Source organism: Tolumonas auensis DSM 9187, from assembly GCF_000023065.1.
GTDB classification, from domain to species: Bacteria; Pseudomonadota; Gammaproteobacteria; order Enterobacterales; family Aeromonadaceae; genus Tolumonas; species Tolumonas auensis.
The window spans coordinates 2,861,677-2,876,790 of the sequence record NC_012691.1; the positions used below are offsets into that span (position 1 = coordinate 2,861,677).

12 protein-coding genes and 3 tRNA genes are annotated in these 15,114 nt (G+C 44.1%); 12 read left to right on the forward strand and 3 right to left on the reverse strand.

The genetic code is table 11. The annotated features are described in order from the left end of the window. The first annotated feature begins 17 nt into the window (after positions 1-17). On the forward strand, positions 18-647 hold the full coding sequence (locus tag TOLA_RS13315; RefSeq protein WP_015879662.1) for an HAD family hydrolase: 630 nt from the start codon (positions 18-20) through the stop codon (positions 645-647). Positions 648-725: 78 nt separating this feature from the next. On the opposite strand, the gene hfq is transcribed toward TOLA_RS13315, so the two are convergent. From hfq to TOLA_RS13330, 3 genes are all read right to left on the reverse strand, one after another. Then, positions 726-1,070, reverse strand: coding sequence for an RNA chaperone Hfq (gene hfq / locus TOLA_RS13320; RefSeq protein ID WP_015879663.1), 345 nt, complete (start codon positions 1,068-1,070; stop codon positions 726-728). Positions 1,071-1,180: 110 nt separating this feature from the next. Next, on the reverse strand, positions 1,181-2,704 hold the full coding sequence (locus tag TOLA_RS13325) for an Ig-like domain-containing protein (RefSeq protein WP_015879664.1): 1,524 nt from the start codon (positions 2,702-2,704) through the stop codon (positions 1,181-1,183). 137 nt (positions 2,705-2,841) lie between these two features. After that, on the reverse strand, positions 2,842-5,388 hold the full coding sequence (locus TOLA_RS13330; RefSeq protein WP_015879665.1) for a penicillin-binding protein 1A: 2,547 nt from the start codon (positions 5,386-5,388) through the stop codon (positions 2,842-2,844). Between the two features lie 212 nt (positions 5,389-5,600). Here TOLA_RS13330 and pilM point away from each other — a divergent pair, with 212 nt between their 5' ends. The 11 genes from pilM to TOLA_RS13385 all read left to right on the forward strand — a co-directional run bounded on the left by pilM (position 5,601) and on the right by TOLA_RS13385 (position 15,109). After that, positions 5,601-6,635, forward strand: a complete 1,035-nt coding sequence (gene pilM / locus TOLA_RS13335) for a type IV pilus assembly protein PilM (RefSeq protein ID WP_148210451.1) — start codon at positions 5,601-5,603, stop codon at positions 6,633-6,635. Continuing rightward, positions 6,623-7,192, forward strand: coding sequence for a PilN domain-containing protein (locus TOLA_RS13340; RefSeq protein ID WP_015879667.1), 570 nt, complete (start codon positions 6,623-6,625; stop codon positions 7,190-7,192). The genes pilM and TOLA_RS13340 overlap by 13 nt, the downstream gene beginning before the upstream one ends. 17 nt (positions 7,193-7,209) lie before the next feature. Beyond that, entirely contained in the window at positions 7,210-7,857 is a 648-nt protein-coding gene (locus TOLA_RS13345) for a type IV pilus inner membrane component PilO (protein WP_015879668.1), read from the forward strand. Beyond that, positions 7,854-8,399 (forward strand): pilus assembly protein PilP, encoded by a 546-nt coding sequence (locus tag TOLA_RS13350; protein WP_015879669.1) that lies wholly within the window; start codon positions 7,854-7,856, stop codon positions 8,397-8,399. Before TOLA_RS13345 ends, TOLA_RS13350 begins: the two co-directional genes overlap by 4 nt. A 3-nt stretch (positions 8,400-8,402) precedes the next feature. Beyond that, the gene (locus tag TOLA_RS13355; RefSeq protein WP_015879670.1) at positions 8,403-10,511 is read left to right on the forward strand and encodes a type IV pilus secretin PilQ; all 2,109 of its coding nucleotides are present in this window, start codon (positions 8,403-8,405) and stop codon (positions 10,509-10,511) included. A 95-nt stretch (positions 10,512-10,606) separates the two neighbouring features. Then, positions 10,607-11,650 carry a 16S rRNA (guanine(1207)-N(2))-methyltransferase RsmC gene (gene rsmC / locus TOLA_RS13360; protein WP_041609911.1) on the forward strand — a complete coding sequence of 348 codons (1,044 nt, stop codon included), beginning with the start codon at positions 10,607-10,609 and terminating at the stop codon, positions 11,648-11,650. 352 nt (positions 11,651-12,002) lie between these two features. Beyond that, positions 12,003-13,217, forward strand: coding sequence for a glucose-1-phosphate adenylyltransferase (gene glgC / locus TOLA_RS13365; RefSeq protein WP_015879672.1), 1,215 nt, complete (start codon positions 12,003-12,005; stop codon positions 13,215-13,217). Positions 13,218-13,220: 3 nt separating this feature from the next. After that, positions 13,221-14,669, forward strand: coding sequence for a glycogen synthase GlgA (glgA, locus tag TOLA_RS13370; protein WP_015879673.1), 1,449 nt, complete (start codon positions 13,221-13,223; stop codon positions 14,667-14,669). Positions 14,670-14,767: 98 nt separating this feature from the next. Beyond that, a tRNA-Leu gene (locus TOLA_RS13375) sits at positions 14,768-14,852 on the forward strand. A 41-nt stretch (positions 14,853-14,893) separates the two neighbouring features. Further along, positions 14,894-14,978 (forward strand) — tRNA-Leu (locus TOLA_RS13380). 46 nt (positions 14,979-15,024) lie between these two features. Then, a tRNA-Leu gene (locus tag TOLA_RS13385) sits at positions 15,025-15,109 on the forward strand. The last annotated feature ends 5 nt before the right edge of the window (positions 15,110-15,114 follow it).

The following is a 15,114-nucleotide window of genomic DNA, read 5'->3' on the forward strand; positions in this document are numbered from 1 at the left end:
ACCAAGGGAATTTAGTCATGCAAATCGAAGATTTACTGGAAAAATATGATGGGTTTGTTTTCGATCTGGATGGCACCCTGGTAGATTCAATGCCGCTGCATCTTGCTGGCTGGGAGCATGCAGCGGCTGTATATGGTTTTCATTATGATGCCACATGGTTTTATAACTTAGGCGGAGTTCCAAGCCGAAAAATTGCCAAACTGGTGGCTGAAACACAAAATCTTGATCTTGATTTAGATGCTGTCACTAAAGTTAAATCTGATTATTATCAACAAGTTATATCAAAAGCAACCGTATTTCCAGCGATGAAAGAATTGGTGACTAACCTGTTTCATCATCGGCCTTTAGCCATTGGCACCGGCTCAATGCGGGTCAATACAGAGATCGTGCTGGCCAATAACGGATTACGCTCCTACTTTCAGGTGCTCACAACGTCCGATGATGTTGTTCATCATAAGCCTAATCCTGATACCTTTTTGTTATCAGCAGCCAAAATCAACGTCAAACCATCCCGCTGTCTGGTATTTGAAGATACTGAGATTGGTCTTCAGGCTGCACAAGAGGGGAAGATGGATTGTGTACTGATCCGGGAAGGAAAGCCTGACTGGAATACGTTTACACGCTTTAACGCTGATAGTTCTTGCTAATCTGCCAATAAGACCCGAGTCAGTACTTTATTAGGGATGCCTCAAAGTTAATGCGGCACCCCTGATAGAAGCTTATACCTAGTCAGTATTTCCGCCTGAAGATGATCCCGGATTTTCCGGATTTTCATTCTGGTAACGCGGAGGACGTCTGCGCTGAAAAGTATTGCTGCTTACCCGGTTGCCCAGTGGCGCAATTGTCGAAATCTTGGCTTTATAGATCATTTGCTGGTTATTATGTGCATCAGTCAGCAGCACGCTGTATTGATCGAATCCACTGATAACACCTTCCAATTTAATTCCACTGACCAGAAAAATGGCCACATTCGTGTGACTTTTACGTAGCCAGTTCAACGCTGCGTCCTGACCATTCCCAAGCGAAAACGCCTGTTCAAGACTGGTATAATTCTGAGTTTCGCTTGTCATTGTTATCTCTCTTCAAGCAATAAGTTATATGTCTTTAGCTTATACTGTAGTTTACAACTGTAAACAAGAAAGCGAGCATGATGCTCGCTTTTTGACTAAACCATCTGAGATCATGCGGCATCTTTGACGGTATAAACAACCGGGGTTGCAGCCTCCGAGCCAGGGCTTGTAATCTGAATGGTTAATGTCCCAGTTGTATTTCCATTATTCTTTGTTTCTTCTGGCACATTAAAATAAAAATAAAACGGTTTAATCTGATTTACGGGATAAGACGAAGTAAAGTTGCCAATCTTTGTTAAACTAATATCTGATAAATTAGATACAGCATAAATACTTTCATCAGTGGTATCGACATAATCTGCGGTATAACCACTCGGCAAGCCAAATACAGGCGTTCCGCCATTAGTTGAAGTAAATGCGATAGTACTATTGCTCGGCAGAGCCATTAATGCATGGTCATCGTTGTTTGTACTAGCAAGTAATACCCTGTAATTTGTAGTAATTTCAAGATCAATTTCCGTTGCAGAAACCCATCGAGTTCCATTCCATCTTTCTAATGTTGGAGTAATATTTTTTACAGAGCTGAAAGCAAAATCTCTTCTATCCCAGATTTTGACAGTACCTAAAATACAGGAACCTGCGGCAACTAGAGCAGAATCACAGGCTAAACCATGGTATTTGCCATCTGCTGGTGTGTAGGCCCCACTATTATCAAGATCCCAATAATATTCACCTGATATGTAGTCATTTGATAAATCAGCGTCAAGATAAGGCTCTTTGATATCGTCAAAATCACCAGGATTAAACTCTGCTGAATTCATGACACCATCATTGTTCAGATCTTTAAATGATTCTTCGCCATCAGTATAAAATATAACGCTGACAATACCATTTGATGGTCTGGGGGCAGAGCTAATTAAGTTAAACTTACATGAACCCGCAGAAGTAGTGCAAAACGGTGTTGTTCCGCTGCTAGACGAGTCACCTTGTAATTGCCCGCCATTAGACTGCGCATAAATTTTTGTACCATCTAATGCTGCGTGATTGAATTTATCTCCGGCATAGACATTAATTTCCGTCGAGACACCATCCATTTCAGCAGCCGAATCTAAAGAATACACTGAAGCTGAAACTGAGAAACTATCAGAATCAGGCACACCCATACCGAATGAAACAGACGAGGATAACGTTGAAACAGAACTGTCATCATTCAATGTGGCTTTAACATACACAGTTGAAGGGCTTGTACCCGCAGATACGTAAATACTGCCCTGCCCAGAAGAGTTTGTTGTAAATTGACTGGCTGATAATGAATAACCACTGGATACGGAAGACGAAAATGCAACATTCACTTTCTTATCTGCTACAGGATTACCTGCAACATCAGTAACAGTAAATGTAACTCTTGAGGAAGCACCATTAATTAATGGCTGGAATGATGGCGTCGGTGTATCAGCAATGATGTATTTTGCAACCCCTACAGTAACTGTTGAACCAGTTCCTGTACTGCCACTAGTAGTACCACCAGTAGAACTATCAGAACTGCCACCACTGATATCCGTTCCGCCACCACCGCATGCGGTTAACAATGTGCCAGCAACCAACAAAGCAAACATATTTTTACGATAATTCATATTTATTTCCCTGACTAATGTCTTTATCCGAGCTCTTTACATACTCAAACATTATTAACCAAAATCAGGGAAAAGCAATTGAGACCTACGATCCACATGGATCAGGTCTCAATTTCTTAAAAAAGATTAAAAAACACTCAAAAAATATCATCCGTACCCGTATCTCCACCGGCTGGCGTCGGAGATTCCGGAGTCTGGGTTTGTGATGGTCCTCTTGCATCGCCGTCATCAAACAAAACGCTTTCCTGCTGACTGACTGCAGTTGGTTCACTACCCTTCTCAAAAAACTCTTCCCGGCTACCAGGCGAAGATCCCGACATAGCTAACCCGGAATAGTTATTAACTTTAACTGTCACCACATCATCCGGCTGAGCAAAAGCGCGATCAGGCGTTCCGCGTAACGCTACCTTCATGTAATCAATCCAGATAGGTTGAGCGGCACTGGCTCCATATTCATTACCTGCGATACTCCGGCCAAGAGCCCTGCGGTGGTCATCAAAACCAACCCATGCTGTAGCAACCACGTTAGGGGTAAAACCACTGAACCAGGCATCTTTGGCTTCATTGGTCGTACCAGTTTTACCTGCCAGATCGGTACGTTTAAGCTCTTTAGCCGCCCGCCAGCCTGTCCCCGTCCATCCACCAAGGCCCCGATCAGCGCCACCATATATCGCTGAATGTAATGCTTCCGTTATCAGGAAAGCATTCGCACCAGTGATGATCCGCGGGGCCTGTTTGGCAGAGGTAACCGGATCGATCGGACACTGACTATGCCAGTCGCCTAATTCATCATTGTAGGCGTTAACACTGTCTAAACCTGTTTCGGCTAATTTGCCACACCCTGCACAGGCAATCTGAGGTAAAGCTTCATAAACTACGCGCCCGGAAGCATCTTCAATACGATCAATGAAATAAGGTGTTACCTTAAACCCGCCATTCGCAAAAGCAGCATAGCCGGTAACCAATTCCAGAGGCGTAAACTCTGCCGTCCCCAAAGATATTGATTCATTCCGTTGCAGGCTACTCTCAGGGAAACCGAATAAACGCAGGTGATTCAAGACATTATCAATACCCACACTGCGCAATAACCGGACAGTGACTACGTTTTTAGACCGAGCGAGAGCTTCCCGCAGAGAAATCGGGCCATCATACTGCGGCGGGGAGTTTTTAGGGCTCCAGCCTGAAGTGCCACCATCCCATTGGGTAATGGGTGCATCATTGATGATCGAGGATAATGTGAATCCATTTGCCAGCGCGGAAGAGTAAATAAATGGTTTGATGTTTGAACCAATCTGTCTCCGGGCCTGATCTACACGGTTAAATTTGCTGATTTCAAAGCTGAAACCACCAACTAACGCCTGAATGGCTCCGTTTTTCGGATTTAACGCAACAAATGCCGCATTTGCATCAGGAATTTGCGCCAACCGGAGTTGATCACTATTTTCATCCTGCCACACCCAGATCAAATCGCCAGTCTGCAGAATATCGGCAGCCTTCCGGGGAGTAACACCTTGCCGTTCATCACTGATAAACGGGCGAGCCCATTTCAAGCCATTCCATGAAATAGTGGCATCAAGCCCGCCTTTAATAATGACAGTAACATCCTTACTGTTTACCGCCGTCACAATGGCTGGCTCAAATGGTTCATAGCTAGGTAAATCAGAAAGATAATTACTGATTTGTTCAATATTCCAGGCCGCACCTTTAGTCCAAAGGTGTTTTTCAGCCCCCCGATAACCGTGACGGATATCGTAATCGAGCAGCCCTTTAAATACGGCTGAATGAGCTGCTTGCTGCTGGGCTGAACTTATCGTGGTATAAACCTGATAGCCTTTGCTATATGACTCCTCGCCATAGGTATCCAGCATAAACTTTCTGACCATCTCTGCCAGATAAGGCGCATCAAGGCCCACATTCGTACCGTGATATCGTGTGACTATCGGCTCTTTTACTGCTTGCTGATATTCATCCTGATTTATCATGCCAAGCTGCAACATTCTGGATAAAACCAGATTTCGTCGGGCTAACGCCCGTTGTGGTGAGCGAATAGGATTCAGCATTGACGGCGCTTTAGGTAAACCGGCAATAACAGCAATTTCACCTAGTGTGAGTTGGTCTACCGTTTTCCCGTAATAGACTTGAGCTGCCGCGCCAACACCGTAAGAACGGTATCCGAGAGGAATTTTATTCAGATAAAGAGCAAGAATTTCGCCCTTTGTTAATTCTCTTTCGATACGCCAGGCCAGAAAAACTTCCTTAACTTTTCGCGAAAGTGTTTTTTCCCGGCTTAAGAAAAAGTTACGGGCGACCTGCTGCGTAATCGTGCTGGCCCCCTGGCGCATTTGACCAGAAACAGCCCAGACAACACCAGCACGGGCAATACCAATCAAATCAATCCCGGGATGCTCGTAGAAACGGGAGTCTTCAATGGCCAGAAATGCCTGCTGCATTTGTTGCGGGATCTGTTCCAGCTGCAAAGGAATTCGCTTTACATTGCCGAACTCAGACATCAATTCGCCATCAGCGCTATAGACTCTGAGCGGTGTTTCCCAAGTGGTATCTTTTAACGTAGATACATCAGGTAATCCTTTCTCTAAATGAAAGTAAAAAGCAGCGACAGCAGCGATTCCAATTGAGGATAATAAGAGCACTAACCACAATAATCGCTTTAACCATTTCAACATAACCGGAGCATCCACAATCCAAGACCCTATGGGCGTGCAGTATATAGTGTTATCTGCTTCAAATTCGAGAGAATTGAAGGACACATTCGTATCGCAAAAAACTGGCCATACGGCTATAGTTAGTTTTACGTTTGGCGCATCGCGTCTATTTTAACAATATAAGCATGGATGCCTCTATGGTCATGTTTCTAAAAAAGAGCACGAATACTCCCATGTTAGGAGTTGATTTCGGTAGCAGCACAATTAAGGCTGTTGCTGTGTCAGGTGATGCCGAGAATTTTTCCATTGATGCCTGGGCCGAAATAGCAACCCCCAAAGGTGCCATAAGGGACTTCCAATTGCAGGATGTCGACAAGGTTTCTCAGACATTTAAACAATTATTAAGGATGTTGCCCGGTAAATACAAATACGCAGCTACTGCCGTGAATGGATCAAGCGTCATTACCAAGATCACACAGGTAGCCAGCAACATAAACCAGACTGACTTTGAAAATATCGTCATGATGGAAGCAGAGCAACTGATTCCCTTCCCTCTTGACGAAGTAAGTCTCGACTTTGAAGTCTTAGGACCAAACACTACAGACCCGTCCCGCAATGATGTACTCATATGCGCGGCACGTTCCCAGTCAATTGCCAGTGCAATCAGCGTATTTAATGATTGTGATCAGACCGTCAAGGTCGTCGACGTTGGAATGCACGCGCTGACCCGTGCTGTGGTTTCAATGGAAAAATCATTACAAACAACAGATGCCAACAAATACTGTGCTGTAGTTGATATCGGCGAATTATCTCTGAGCTTTGGAATTATATTCCAGGGCGAATTGATCTACTCTCGTTTGCAGGATTTCGGTGGCGCAAGTCTCACCCGCTCCCTGGCTACATTCTATAACTTACCACCGGAAGAAGCTGAAAACGTGAAGCTGAAAGGCGCACTGTCTTCCTATACCGATATTGATGTTATCAACTCTTATATCAACCAGCTCACTCAGCACATAAAAAGAAATATTCAATTATTTTGCAGCTCCTCCGGTCACCGGACTGTGGACGTTTTAGTACTGTCAGGCGGCGGCAGTTTGATACCGGGTTTACGCCAGCAATTAGCACTACAACTGGAAATGGATGTCAGACATCCGGATCCTGTTCTGTTATATAACCAGCATAAGCTGGCAGATAATTTTGGCCATGGCGCTAAATATATGACTGCGCTCGGATTAGCTTTAAGGAGTTTTACACCATGTCAAATATAAATCTCCTGCCGTGGCGCGAATCTGCCAAAGAGCGCCAGAAACAAGCGTTCTTCATTCTGATTGGTGTAAGTTGCGCTGTTGCTGCTGCCGGTGTATTTGCGGTTAACCAGTATTTTAATCATCAAATTAGTGCTCAGAATCAACGGAATCAGTTCCTGCAACACGAAATAGCCATACTCGATACTGAGATTGGTCAGATAAATGAGATAAAGGCGCAGAAGCAATCGCTGGTAAACAGAATGAAGCTGATTGATACATTGCAACAAAGCCGTAACGTATCTGTCAGATTATTCAATGATCTGCCTGTTGTTGTGTCGAATGGTGTTTATTTGCAATCGCTCAATTTTAGTCCGTTAGGAATCGACGTAGTAGGAAAAGCTGAAGCGTATAACCGTGTGGCAAGTACGATGCGTTTGATTGATGGAAGTGGCTGGTTAGGACAAACCACAATCAACTCTATTTTTGCCAATGACACCACGCTCATGAAATTGAGTGAATTTTCAATGCGATTCTCAGTATTGAACAATAATAAGTCTAATCCCGCTCCGAAACAGTAAGAGCATAGGGGGCGTAAATGAATATTCAAGAATTAAATGATTTAGACATTAATGATGTTGCATCGTGGCCGGCACTTGCGAAAGGTATTTTAATTGCCTTTATTTGTGCTTTGATTGGCGGGGCTGGTTACTATGCACTTATTGCTGACTCCATAAAGAAACTTGATCAAACCAGACAGCAAGAAGTTGAACTCAAGAGTCAGTTTGAAGTCAGAGCAGCGCAGGCCAGTAGTTTAAATGCCTATCGTCAGCAAATGATTCAACTAGAGGAAATGCTCAAAACCCAGTTAAAACAACTACCGGATAAAACCGAAATCGCGGGGCTTCTTGATGACATCAGCTATATAGCTACTAATAATGGGCTCAAATTGCTGCGCATCAACTGGGAACCTGAGATTAGAAAGGAGTTTTATACTGAACTTCCAATGAGAATAGATATATCAGGCCAATATAGTCAACTTGGACAGTTCTCTGCGGATATTGCGGCATTACCAAGAATAGTCTTGCTCGGTAGTTTCACTGTAAATAAAGATGCCGGAACTGCTGGAGCTAAAGAGGGCAAAGAAGGAAAAGCGAATAACATTATTATGTCTGTTCAGGCTAAAACCTACCGTATTGACCCTAATCAAAAACAAACCAAAACTAAGGGAACGGTGAAGAAATGAAATACAAAATACTGATCCTTTTTCTAAGTACGGTTATGATTTCAGGTTGTGAGCAAAACTCTGATCTGCAGACCTATGTCGCTCAGGTAAAAGCCCGACCAGCGCAGCCAATAGATCCACTGCCAACGATTACGCCTTATGAGCCAATGGCGTTTATTGCTCAGGAATCTCGGAATCCTTTTATTGATCCGCAACCTGAGCAGGGGCAACTATTTAGCAAAACAAAAGTAAAATGTATTCAACCCGATATCACCAGACCGAAAGAAGAATTAGAGCAATACTCTCTGGACAATCTGATGATGAAAGGAACACTTTCAGATGATCGGGGATTATGGGGGCTGGTACTGGCACCCGGAGGTATCGTATATCGCATTACTGCGGATCAATACATAGGTTTAAACCATGGCAAGATCACAAAAGTAACTAAAAACGATATAGAGGTAGTCGAGATGATACCGGACGGTAGTGGTTGCTGGAATAATAGAACAACTACACTGACGCTTAATACGTCCACTACTAACGCCAACAAAAAACAGGGATGAGTCATGCGTACTAACAGACTATTTAACTCAGGATTATATACGGCGGCTGTGCTTTCTTTCGCTGCGTACTCCACTACGGTATTCGCCCTGGCAGAACTTGAAAATATCCGGGTCAGTCCTCTGAGTGGAGATCAGCTTGAATTACAGTTCGATTTCAATGAACCGGTAACAAATTTTACTGATAAGTTGAAATATCAGCCTAATCAGTTATATCTGAATTTTCCGACAACCACCTCTGCATTAAAGCAAAACACTATCCCAATTGAACGATTAGGGATTCAGGATATACAAGTTAAACCTAAAAATGCAGGATTGGATGTATCAGTTAACCTGGAACGATTGATGCCTTACCGCATCAAACAGGATGGCTCTCATATTTCTGTTACATTAGGGCAGTCACTGGCTAATGAAGCTAAACCTCAATCAGCGACTGAAAGTAAAGTTCTGGCTACGCCAACAACTACCACCTCCGATAGCAGTGCAATGAAAAGCAATGCAGGAGTAATAAATAGTATTGAACATGTTGATTTTCGCCGAGGCAAAAATGGACAGGGTCAATTATTAATTAATTTACAAAATAGTGCTGCGGCAGTTGAAGTTACCTCCAGAGGTAATCATGTAATCGCATCATTTAATGCAACTGGAATTAGACCTGACCTGATAGCATTGATGAATGTAACCGACTTTAATACCCCGGTGACTAATATTGATGTGCAGCAAAACAAAAGTAATGTGACTTTTGATCTCAATGTTAAAGGAAAGTTTGACTATAAATACGACCAGTCTGGCAGCTTATTCATTGTTGAAGTAAGCCCGCCATCGAAAACCGTCAGAGCAGATGCACCGAAAAAGTATAAAGGGAAACCAATTTCTCTTAACTTCCAGGATGTTCCTGTCCGCACTGTACTCCAGCTGATCGCTGACTTTAACAAACTCAATCTGGTCACCAGTGATTCTGTTAACGGAAACATCACTCTGCGCCTGGATGGAGTACCATGGGAACAGGCTCTTGATACAGTGTTAAAAGTGAAAGGGCTGGATAAGCGACTGGACAATAATGTTCTGCTGGTTGCCCCGGCAGCAGAGATCGCAGCTCAGGAAAAACAGCAACTTGAGAATAATCAGAAAGTGGCTGACCTGGCACCGCTTGTAACCGAATATATACAGATCAACTATGCGAAAGCCCCGGATGTTGCCAAGTTGCTGGCAGATGACAAAACCCGTCTGCTATCCCCTCGCGGCGCCGTTAGTGTGGATGAACGCACCAATACCCTGCTGGTAAAAGATACTGCCGAGGTGATTGATCACATTAAAGATATGATCAAAGTACTGGATGTAGCAGTCAAACAGGTAGTCATTGAAGCCCGTATGGTTACAGTTACTGACGGTGTTGAAGATGCTTTAGGGATTCGTTGGGGTGTGACAGATATAAACACCAATGGTAGTACTTCTGGTTCAATAGAAGGCTTGGATACTGCTGCAACCGGAGAAACACCAGCTATCGATGACCGTCTGAACGTTAACCTTGCAGCGGCGCCATCCAGTGGTACAGCGGCCAGCATTGCGTTTCAGGTAGCGAAACTCGCTGATGGCTCATTGCTTGATCTGGAACTCAGTGCACTGGAAAACGAAAATAAAGCAGAAATCATTTCCAGCCCACGAGTAACAACCGCGAACCAGAAAGAAGCACTGATCGAACAAGGTTATGAAATTCCTTACAACGAAAGTGCATCTAGTGGTGCAACCACTATCTCGTTCAAAAAGGCAGTATTGAGTTTGAAAGTGACACCGCAGATCACACCGGATAATAATGTGATTCTGGATCTGCATGTCACCCAGGATGATATCTATCAGGATGTGAACACGGGTAATGGTGGTACTGCAAAAGCCCTGTCTACCCAGGCGATCACGACTCAGGTTCTGGTAAAAAATGGTGAAACACTGGTGTTGGGTGGTATCTATAACCGCTCCATCAAGAAAACAGTAAATAAAATACCTGTATTAGGTGATATTCCAGGTGTTGGTGTGTTGTTCCGTAACACAGTAAACACGAATACCAAGAAAGAATTGCTGATCTTCGTTACGCCTAAGATTGTAACGGGTAATCTGTAAACCTTTTTCACCCAATATCTGTAACATCAGACCTCTGCCATGTGCAGAGGTCTTTTTTTATAGGATAATCACTTTTTTATTTGAACATGACTGCTATGCAATACGCTGAGCCCAATAACCTCTCTTCTTTTCTGATCCGGCATCAATCACTCTTTCAAAACAAGAGTATTCTGATCTGTGGTCAGCTTCAGTCTGTGTCGCTGACGCCTTTATTATCAGAGATTGTGACTACCTTTCTGGTTTCTGATTACAGTGTATTTAATATGCTACAAGCGACCTCGCCTATGATGGGTTCACGGCTACGCTATGGATTCATGCTCAATGACGTCGAACAAAAATATGATGCTGTACTACTGTTTATGCCGAAAGCAAAACAAGAAGCCGCGTTATGGTTTGACAGTGTATTACCTTCATTAAAACCAAACGGTGACATTTTTGTCCTTGGTGAAAACCGGGGGGGCATCAGTGCAGCACCTAAATTGCTGCAACCCTACGCGGATAAGGTACAAAAAATAGATAGTGCACGGCACTGTTCTTTATTCTATGCACAACTGGTAACGCCGCCTGTATCCTCCACGCCGGATTCGCTGTTTAGTCATTACACACTGCAGCTCACCCATGATCAGGCCGCATTAAAAATATCGGCCTTACCGGGCGTATTCAGTGCTGGTGAGCTGGATGAAGGGACACAACTTTTACTGGATAGTTTACCCGCGCTCAGCGGAGATATTTTAGATGTTGGTTGCGGTGCGGGGGTTATTGGTGCTGCAATCTGTCAGCGGACTCCTGACGCCAATGTTGTTATGACAGACGTTAATGCTCTGGCTCTTCTTTCCGCCACAAAAACACTGGAAGGAAATAACCTCTCAGCTCAGGTTATTGCATCAGATATGTTTTCCGATGTAGAAGCAAAGTTTGACTTCATTATTTCCAACCCGCCATTCCACGCCGGATTGAAGACAAATTATGAAGCCACTGAACGTTTTCTTCATCAGGCACCGGCTCATTTGAAACGTGGCGGACAACTATTTCTGGTGGCCAACAAATTTCTGCGCTATGAACCGATTCTGGCTGATGTTTTCCATTCGGTATCGGTGATCAAAGAAAACTCCCGCTTCAAAATCATCCGCGCTTTTTGATTCTAAGATTACATTAACAAATCCCTAAGGGATCTGTTAGATTAAAGCGGTGGCGCATGCCACCGTTGTTCTTTGTCATGTCGCTGTGCTACCTACCTGACTTTTTATTCTTTCTTCTGTTGTTTACTAACTCTTGACACGCACCACAGGCTTTTTGTTTCAAGTCGTCTACACTTAGCTGCCAAGTTAACCTGATTAGTAAGCGCTGCCGTTTGTGCAATGCCTGCTGATATAACAACATTCTTAGTCTGGTGTAAAAGTCGCACCGATAATGCAACGATGATATTTACAAGCCTGATCATATCAGCGCTTTGCCTTAATGGATTTGGACTTAATTGAAATAGGAGAACATATGTCTGGTGTATTAACGATGATCTTAGCAGGTGGCGAAGGCACCCGGTTACAACCACTCACTGTATCGCGCAGTAAACCTGCCGTTCCTTTTGGTGGTAGCTATCGCTTAGTAGACTTCGTACTGAATAATTTCATCAACTCAGACATGCTGCGTATTTATGTATTAACGCAATTTAAATCGCAATCGCTCTATTTACACTTAAAAAAAGGATGGAATCTGACCGGGATTAGTGGCCGTTTCATCGACCCTATCCCAGCACAAATGCGTATGGGAAAACGTTGGTATGATGGTACCGCAGATGCGATTTACCAGAATATCGGCTTCATTGAACAAGACAGCCCGGAACATGTATGTATTTTCGGCAGTGACCATATCTATAAAATGGATGTTCGTCAGATGCTGGATTTTCATAAAGAAAAACAAGCAGTTCTGACTGTAGCCGCAATCCGTGTTCCTATTGCTGAAGCTTCGGCTTTTGGCGTAATTGAAGTTGATGAAAATGGCCGGATGATTGGTTTTGAAGAAAAACCTAAAAATCCTAAATCTATTCCGGGAGATCCTGATTTCGCATTAGCGTCTATGGGTAACTATATTTTTGAGACCAATACGCTGTTAAGTGAATTAACTTCTGATGCGGAAAAAGAAGACTCTAGTCATGATTTCGGCCGGGACATTATTCCGGGGTTATATCCAAACGCTCCGGTTTACGTCTATGACTTCAGTGTGAACCAGATCGAAGGTGAAAAAGGCGCTTACTGGCGTGATGTGGGTACTATTGATTCTTACTGGCAGTCACATATGGATTTAGTCAGTGATAATCCGCCATTCTCTCTGTATAACCGGAAATGGCCATTACATACTTTTTATCCGCCATTGCCACCGGCAACATTCATTGACACCGCTGCATATAAAACGAATGTATCACAATCTCTGATTTCAGCCGGGTGCTACATTCAGGGTAGCCGGATCAATCGCAGTATTCTTGGATTCCGTTGCAACATCGCATCGGGTTCAGAGATCAGCGAATCGATTTTTCTGGGCGATGTGAAAATTGGTGAAGGTTGTACCATTCGTCGGGCGATCATTGATAAACAGGTGGAAATAGCACCTGGTACAGTGATTGGGGAAAATCTCGCTTATGATCGCCAGCGCTTCACTGTGTCAGAAAGCGGTATTATTGTTATCCCGAAAGGGGCTAGAGTTGGTTTCTGATAAATGAATATATTGTTTATAGCTTCTGAAGTTGAAAGCTTTGTAAAAACAGGGGGCCTGGCTGATGTAGCCAAGGCTCTTCCGCTGGAATTAAAACGAGCGGGTCATGATGTCAGAATCATGATTCCTGGCTACAGCGCTATCACGCAACGCGAACACGGTCCGATCGTGAATGCTGGCGTATTGTCAACCGAGCCTCAGTATGTTGATGTGCCATATGACATCCGCCAACTATCTCTGGCAGATATTCCATTATATCTGATTGAGAACAAACACTATTTTGAAAGACCAAGTCTGTATGGGGAAAATAATAATGCCTATGCGGATAATGGTGAGCGTTTTGCCTTCTTTTCGGCTGCCGCCCTGCAGGCAACTGAGCAGTTAGGGTTCAAGCCCGATATCGTACATTGTAATGACTGGCACACTGCACTGGTGCCGATGTTATTGAAAACACGATTTGGTCAGAATCCGTTTTTTGCTCAGACCAAAAGCGTCATTACGATTCATAATGGTGCTTTTCAGGGTATTTGCGAACGCGGACAGTTATGGGCGTTACCTGAAATTCGCAATTCACATAATGATGCGATTTATCAGGGCCCCTACTACATTAATTTTCTGAAATGCGCCGTTTTATACGCAGACAAAATTAATGCTGTCAGCCCGACGTACGCCAAAGAACTCATGTCATACCTCGGTGGGCATGGTATGGCGAAACACTTTCAGGATCGGGCAGAGGATATTTGCGGCATTATCAATGGTTGCGATTACAACGATTGGGATCCTGCGACTGACCATCTGATACCGGCCCAATATCATTCGGATGACTTACAAGGCAAAACAGAATGTAAGCGACAGTTACAACAACGCGCTAATCTTCCTGTTTGTGACCTTCCGGTCTTCGGTATGGTTTGTCGTCTGACAGAACAAAAAGGCATCCATTATTTACTGCCGATACTGGCTAAATTCCTGGTGCATCATGTTCAGGTTGTTATTGTCGGTTCTGGTGATCCTGTATTGGCACAAAGACTGGAAGCCGTCGCTCAGCAATTTCCGCAAAAATTTGTCTTTATCAATGCGCATAGCAACGAACTGGCTCATTTGGTGGAAGCTGGCAGCGACTTTTTCATGATGCCATCTCAGTTTGAACCTTGTGGTTTGAACCAGATGTACAGTCTGGCATATGGCACGTTGCCTATCGTCCGGGCCGTCGGTGGATTAAAAGATACCGTTACCGATTATGATCAGAATCCGGCACAGGCCACTGGTTTTGTGTTTGAAGAACCTGAGCCATATGATCTGCTGAATGTATTGCTTCGTGCACTGTTACTCTATGTGCAGGATCCGCAGGAGTTCCGCAGAGTGCAGCATAATGCCATGTTAACTCGTTATTTGTGGTCAGATTCTGTACATAGTTACGAGGACATGTACCGCAAAGCGTTAGGCTGGCAGTGATTAATTGATGAAAAACAGAGCAATCTAACCAGATTCTCTGTTTTTCTTCTTCCTGACAGTTGACGAGTTTTCAGGAATCGGTAGAATGCCGCCCAGATGCGAAGGTGGCGGAATTGGTAGACGCGCTAGCTTCAGGTGTTAGTGCCTTCGGGTGTGAGGGTTCGAGTCCCTCCTTTCGCACCAAACCATGCTGCTGACGGCATGTAAAAATAGTCGGATAGTGTGCGAGGGTGGCGGAATTGGTAGACGCGCTAGCTTCAGGTGTTAGTGCCTTCGGGTGTGAGGGTTCGAGTCCCTCCTCTCGCACCAAAATCATGTTGCTGACAGCATGTAAAATTAGTCAGAGACAATCAGTGCGAAGGTGGCGGAATTGGTAGACGCGCTAGCTTCAGGTGTTAGTGCCTTCGGGTGTGAGGGTTCGAGTCCCTCCTTTCGCACCAAATTT

Excerpts from the sequence above, each read along its gene's own strand:
- TOLA_RS13330 (WP_015879665.1), bottom strand. The coding sequence starts at position 5,388 with ATGTTGAAATGGTTAAAGCGATTATTGTGGTTAGTGCTCTTATTATCC.
- pilM (WP_148210451.1), top strand. The coding sequence starts at position 5,601 with ATGTTAGGAGTTGATTTCGGTAGCAGCACAATTAAGGCTGTTGCTGTG.
- TOLA_RS13325 (WP_015879664.1), bottom strand. The coding sequence starts at position 2,704 with ATGAATTATCGTAAAAATATGTTTGCTTTGTTGGTTGCTGGCACATTG.
- TOLA_RS13340 (WP_015879667.1), top strand. The coding sequence starts at position 6,623 with ATGTCAAATATAAATCTCCTGCCGTGGCGCGAATCTGCCAAAGAGCGC.
- glgC (WP_015879672.1), top strand. The coding sequence starts at position 12,003 with ATGTCTGGTGTATTAACGATGATCTTAGCAGGTGGCGAAGGCACCCGG.
- TOLA_RS13315 (WP_015879662.1), top strand. The coding sequence starts at position 18 with ATGCAAATCGAAGATTTACTGGAAAAATATGATGGGTTTGTTTTCGAT.
- TOLA_RS13345 (WP_015879668.1), top strand. The coding sequence starts at position 7,210 with ATGAATATTCAAGAATTAAATGATTTAGACATTAATGATGTTGCATCG.
- TOLA_RS13350 (WP_015879669.1), top strand. The coding sequence starts at position 7,854 with ATGAAATACAAAATACTGATCCTTTTTCTAAGTACGGTTATGATTTCA.
- hfq (WP_015879663.1), bottom strand. The coding sequence starts at position 1,070 with ATGACAAGCGAAACTCAGAATTATACCAGTCTTGAACAGGCGTTTTCG.
- rsmC (WP_041609911.1), top strand. The coding sequence starts at position 10,607 with ATGCAATACGCTGAGCCCAATAACCTCTCTTCTTTTCTGATCCGGCAT.
- glgA (WP_015879673.1), top strand. The coding sequence starts at position 13,221 with ATGAATATATTGTTTATAGCTTCTGAAGTTGAAAGCTTTGTAAAAACA.
- TOLA_RS13355 (WP_015879670.1), top strand. The coding sequence starts at position 8,403 with ATGCGTACTAACAGACTATTTAACTCAGGATTATATACGGCGGCTGTG.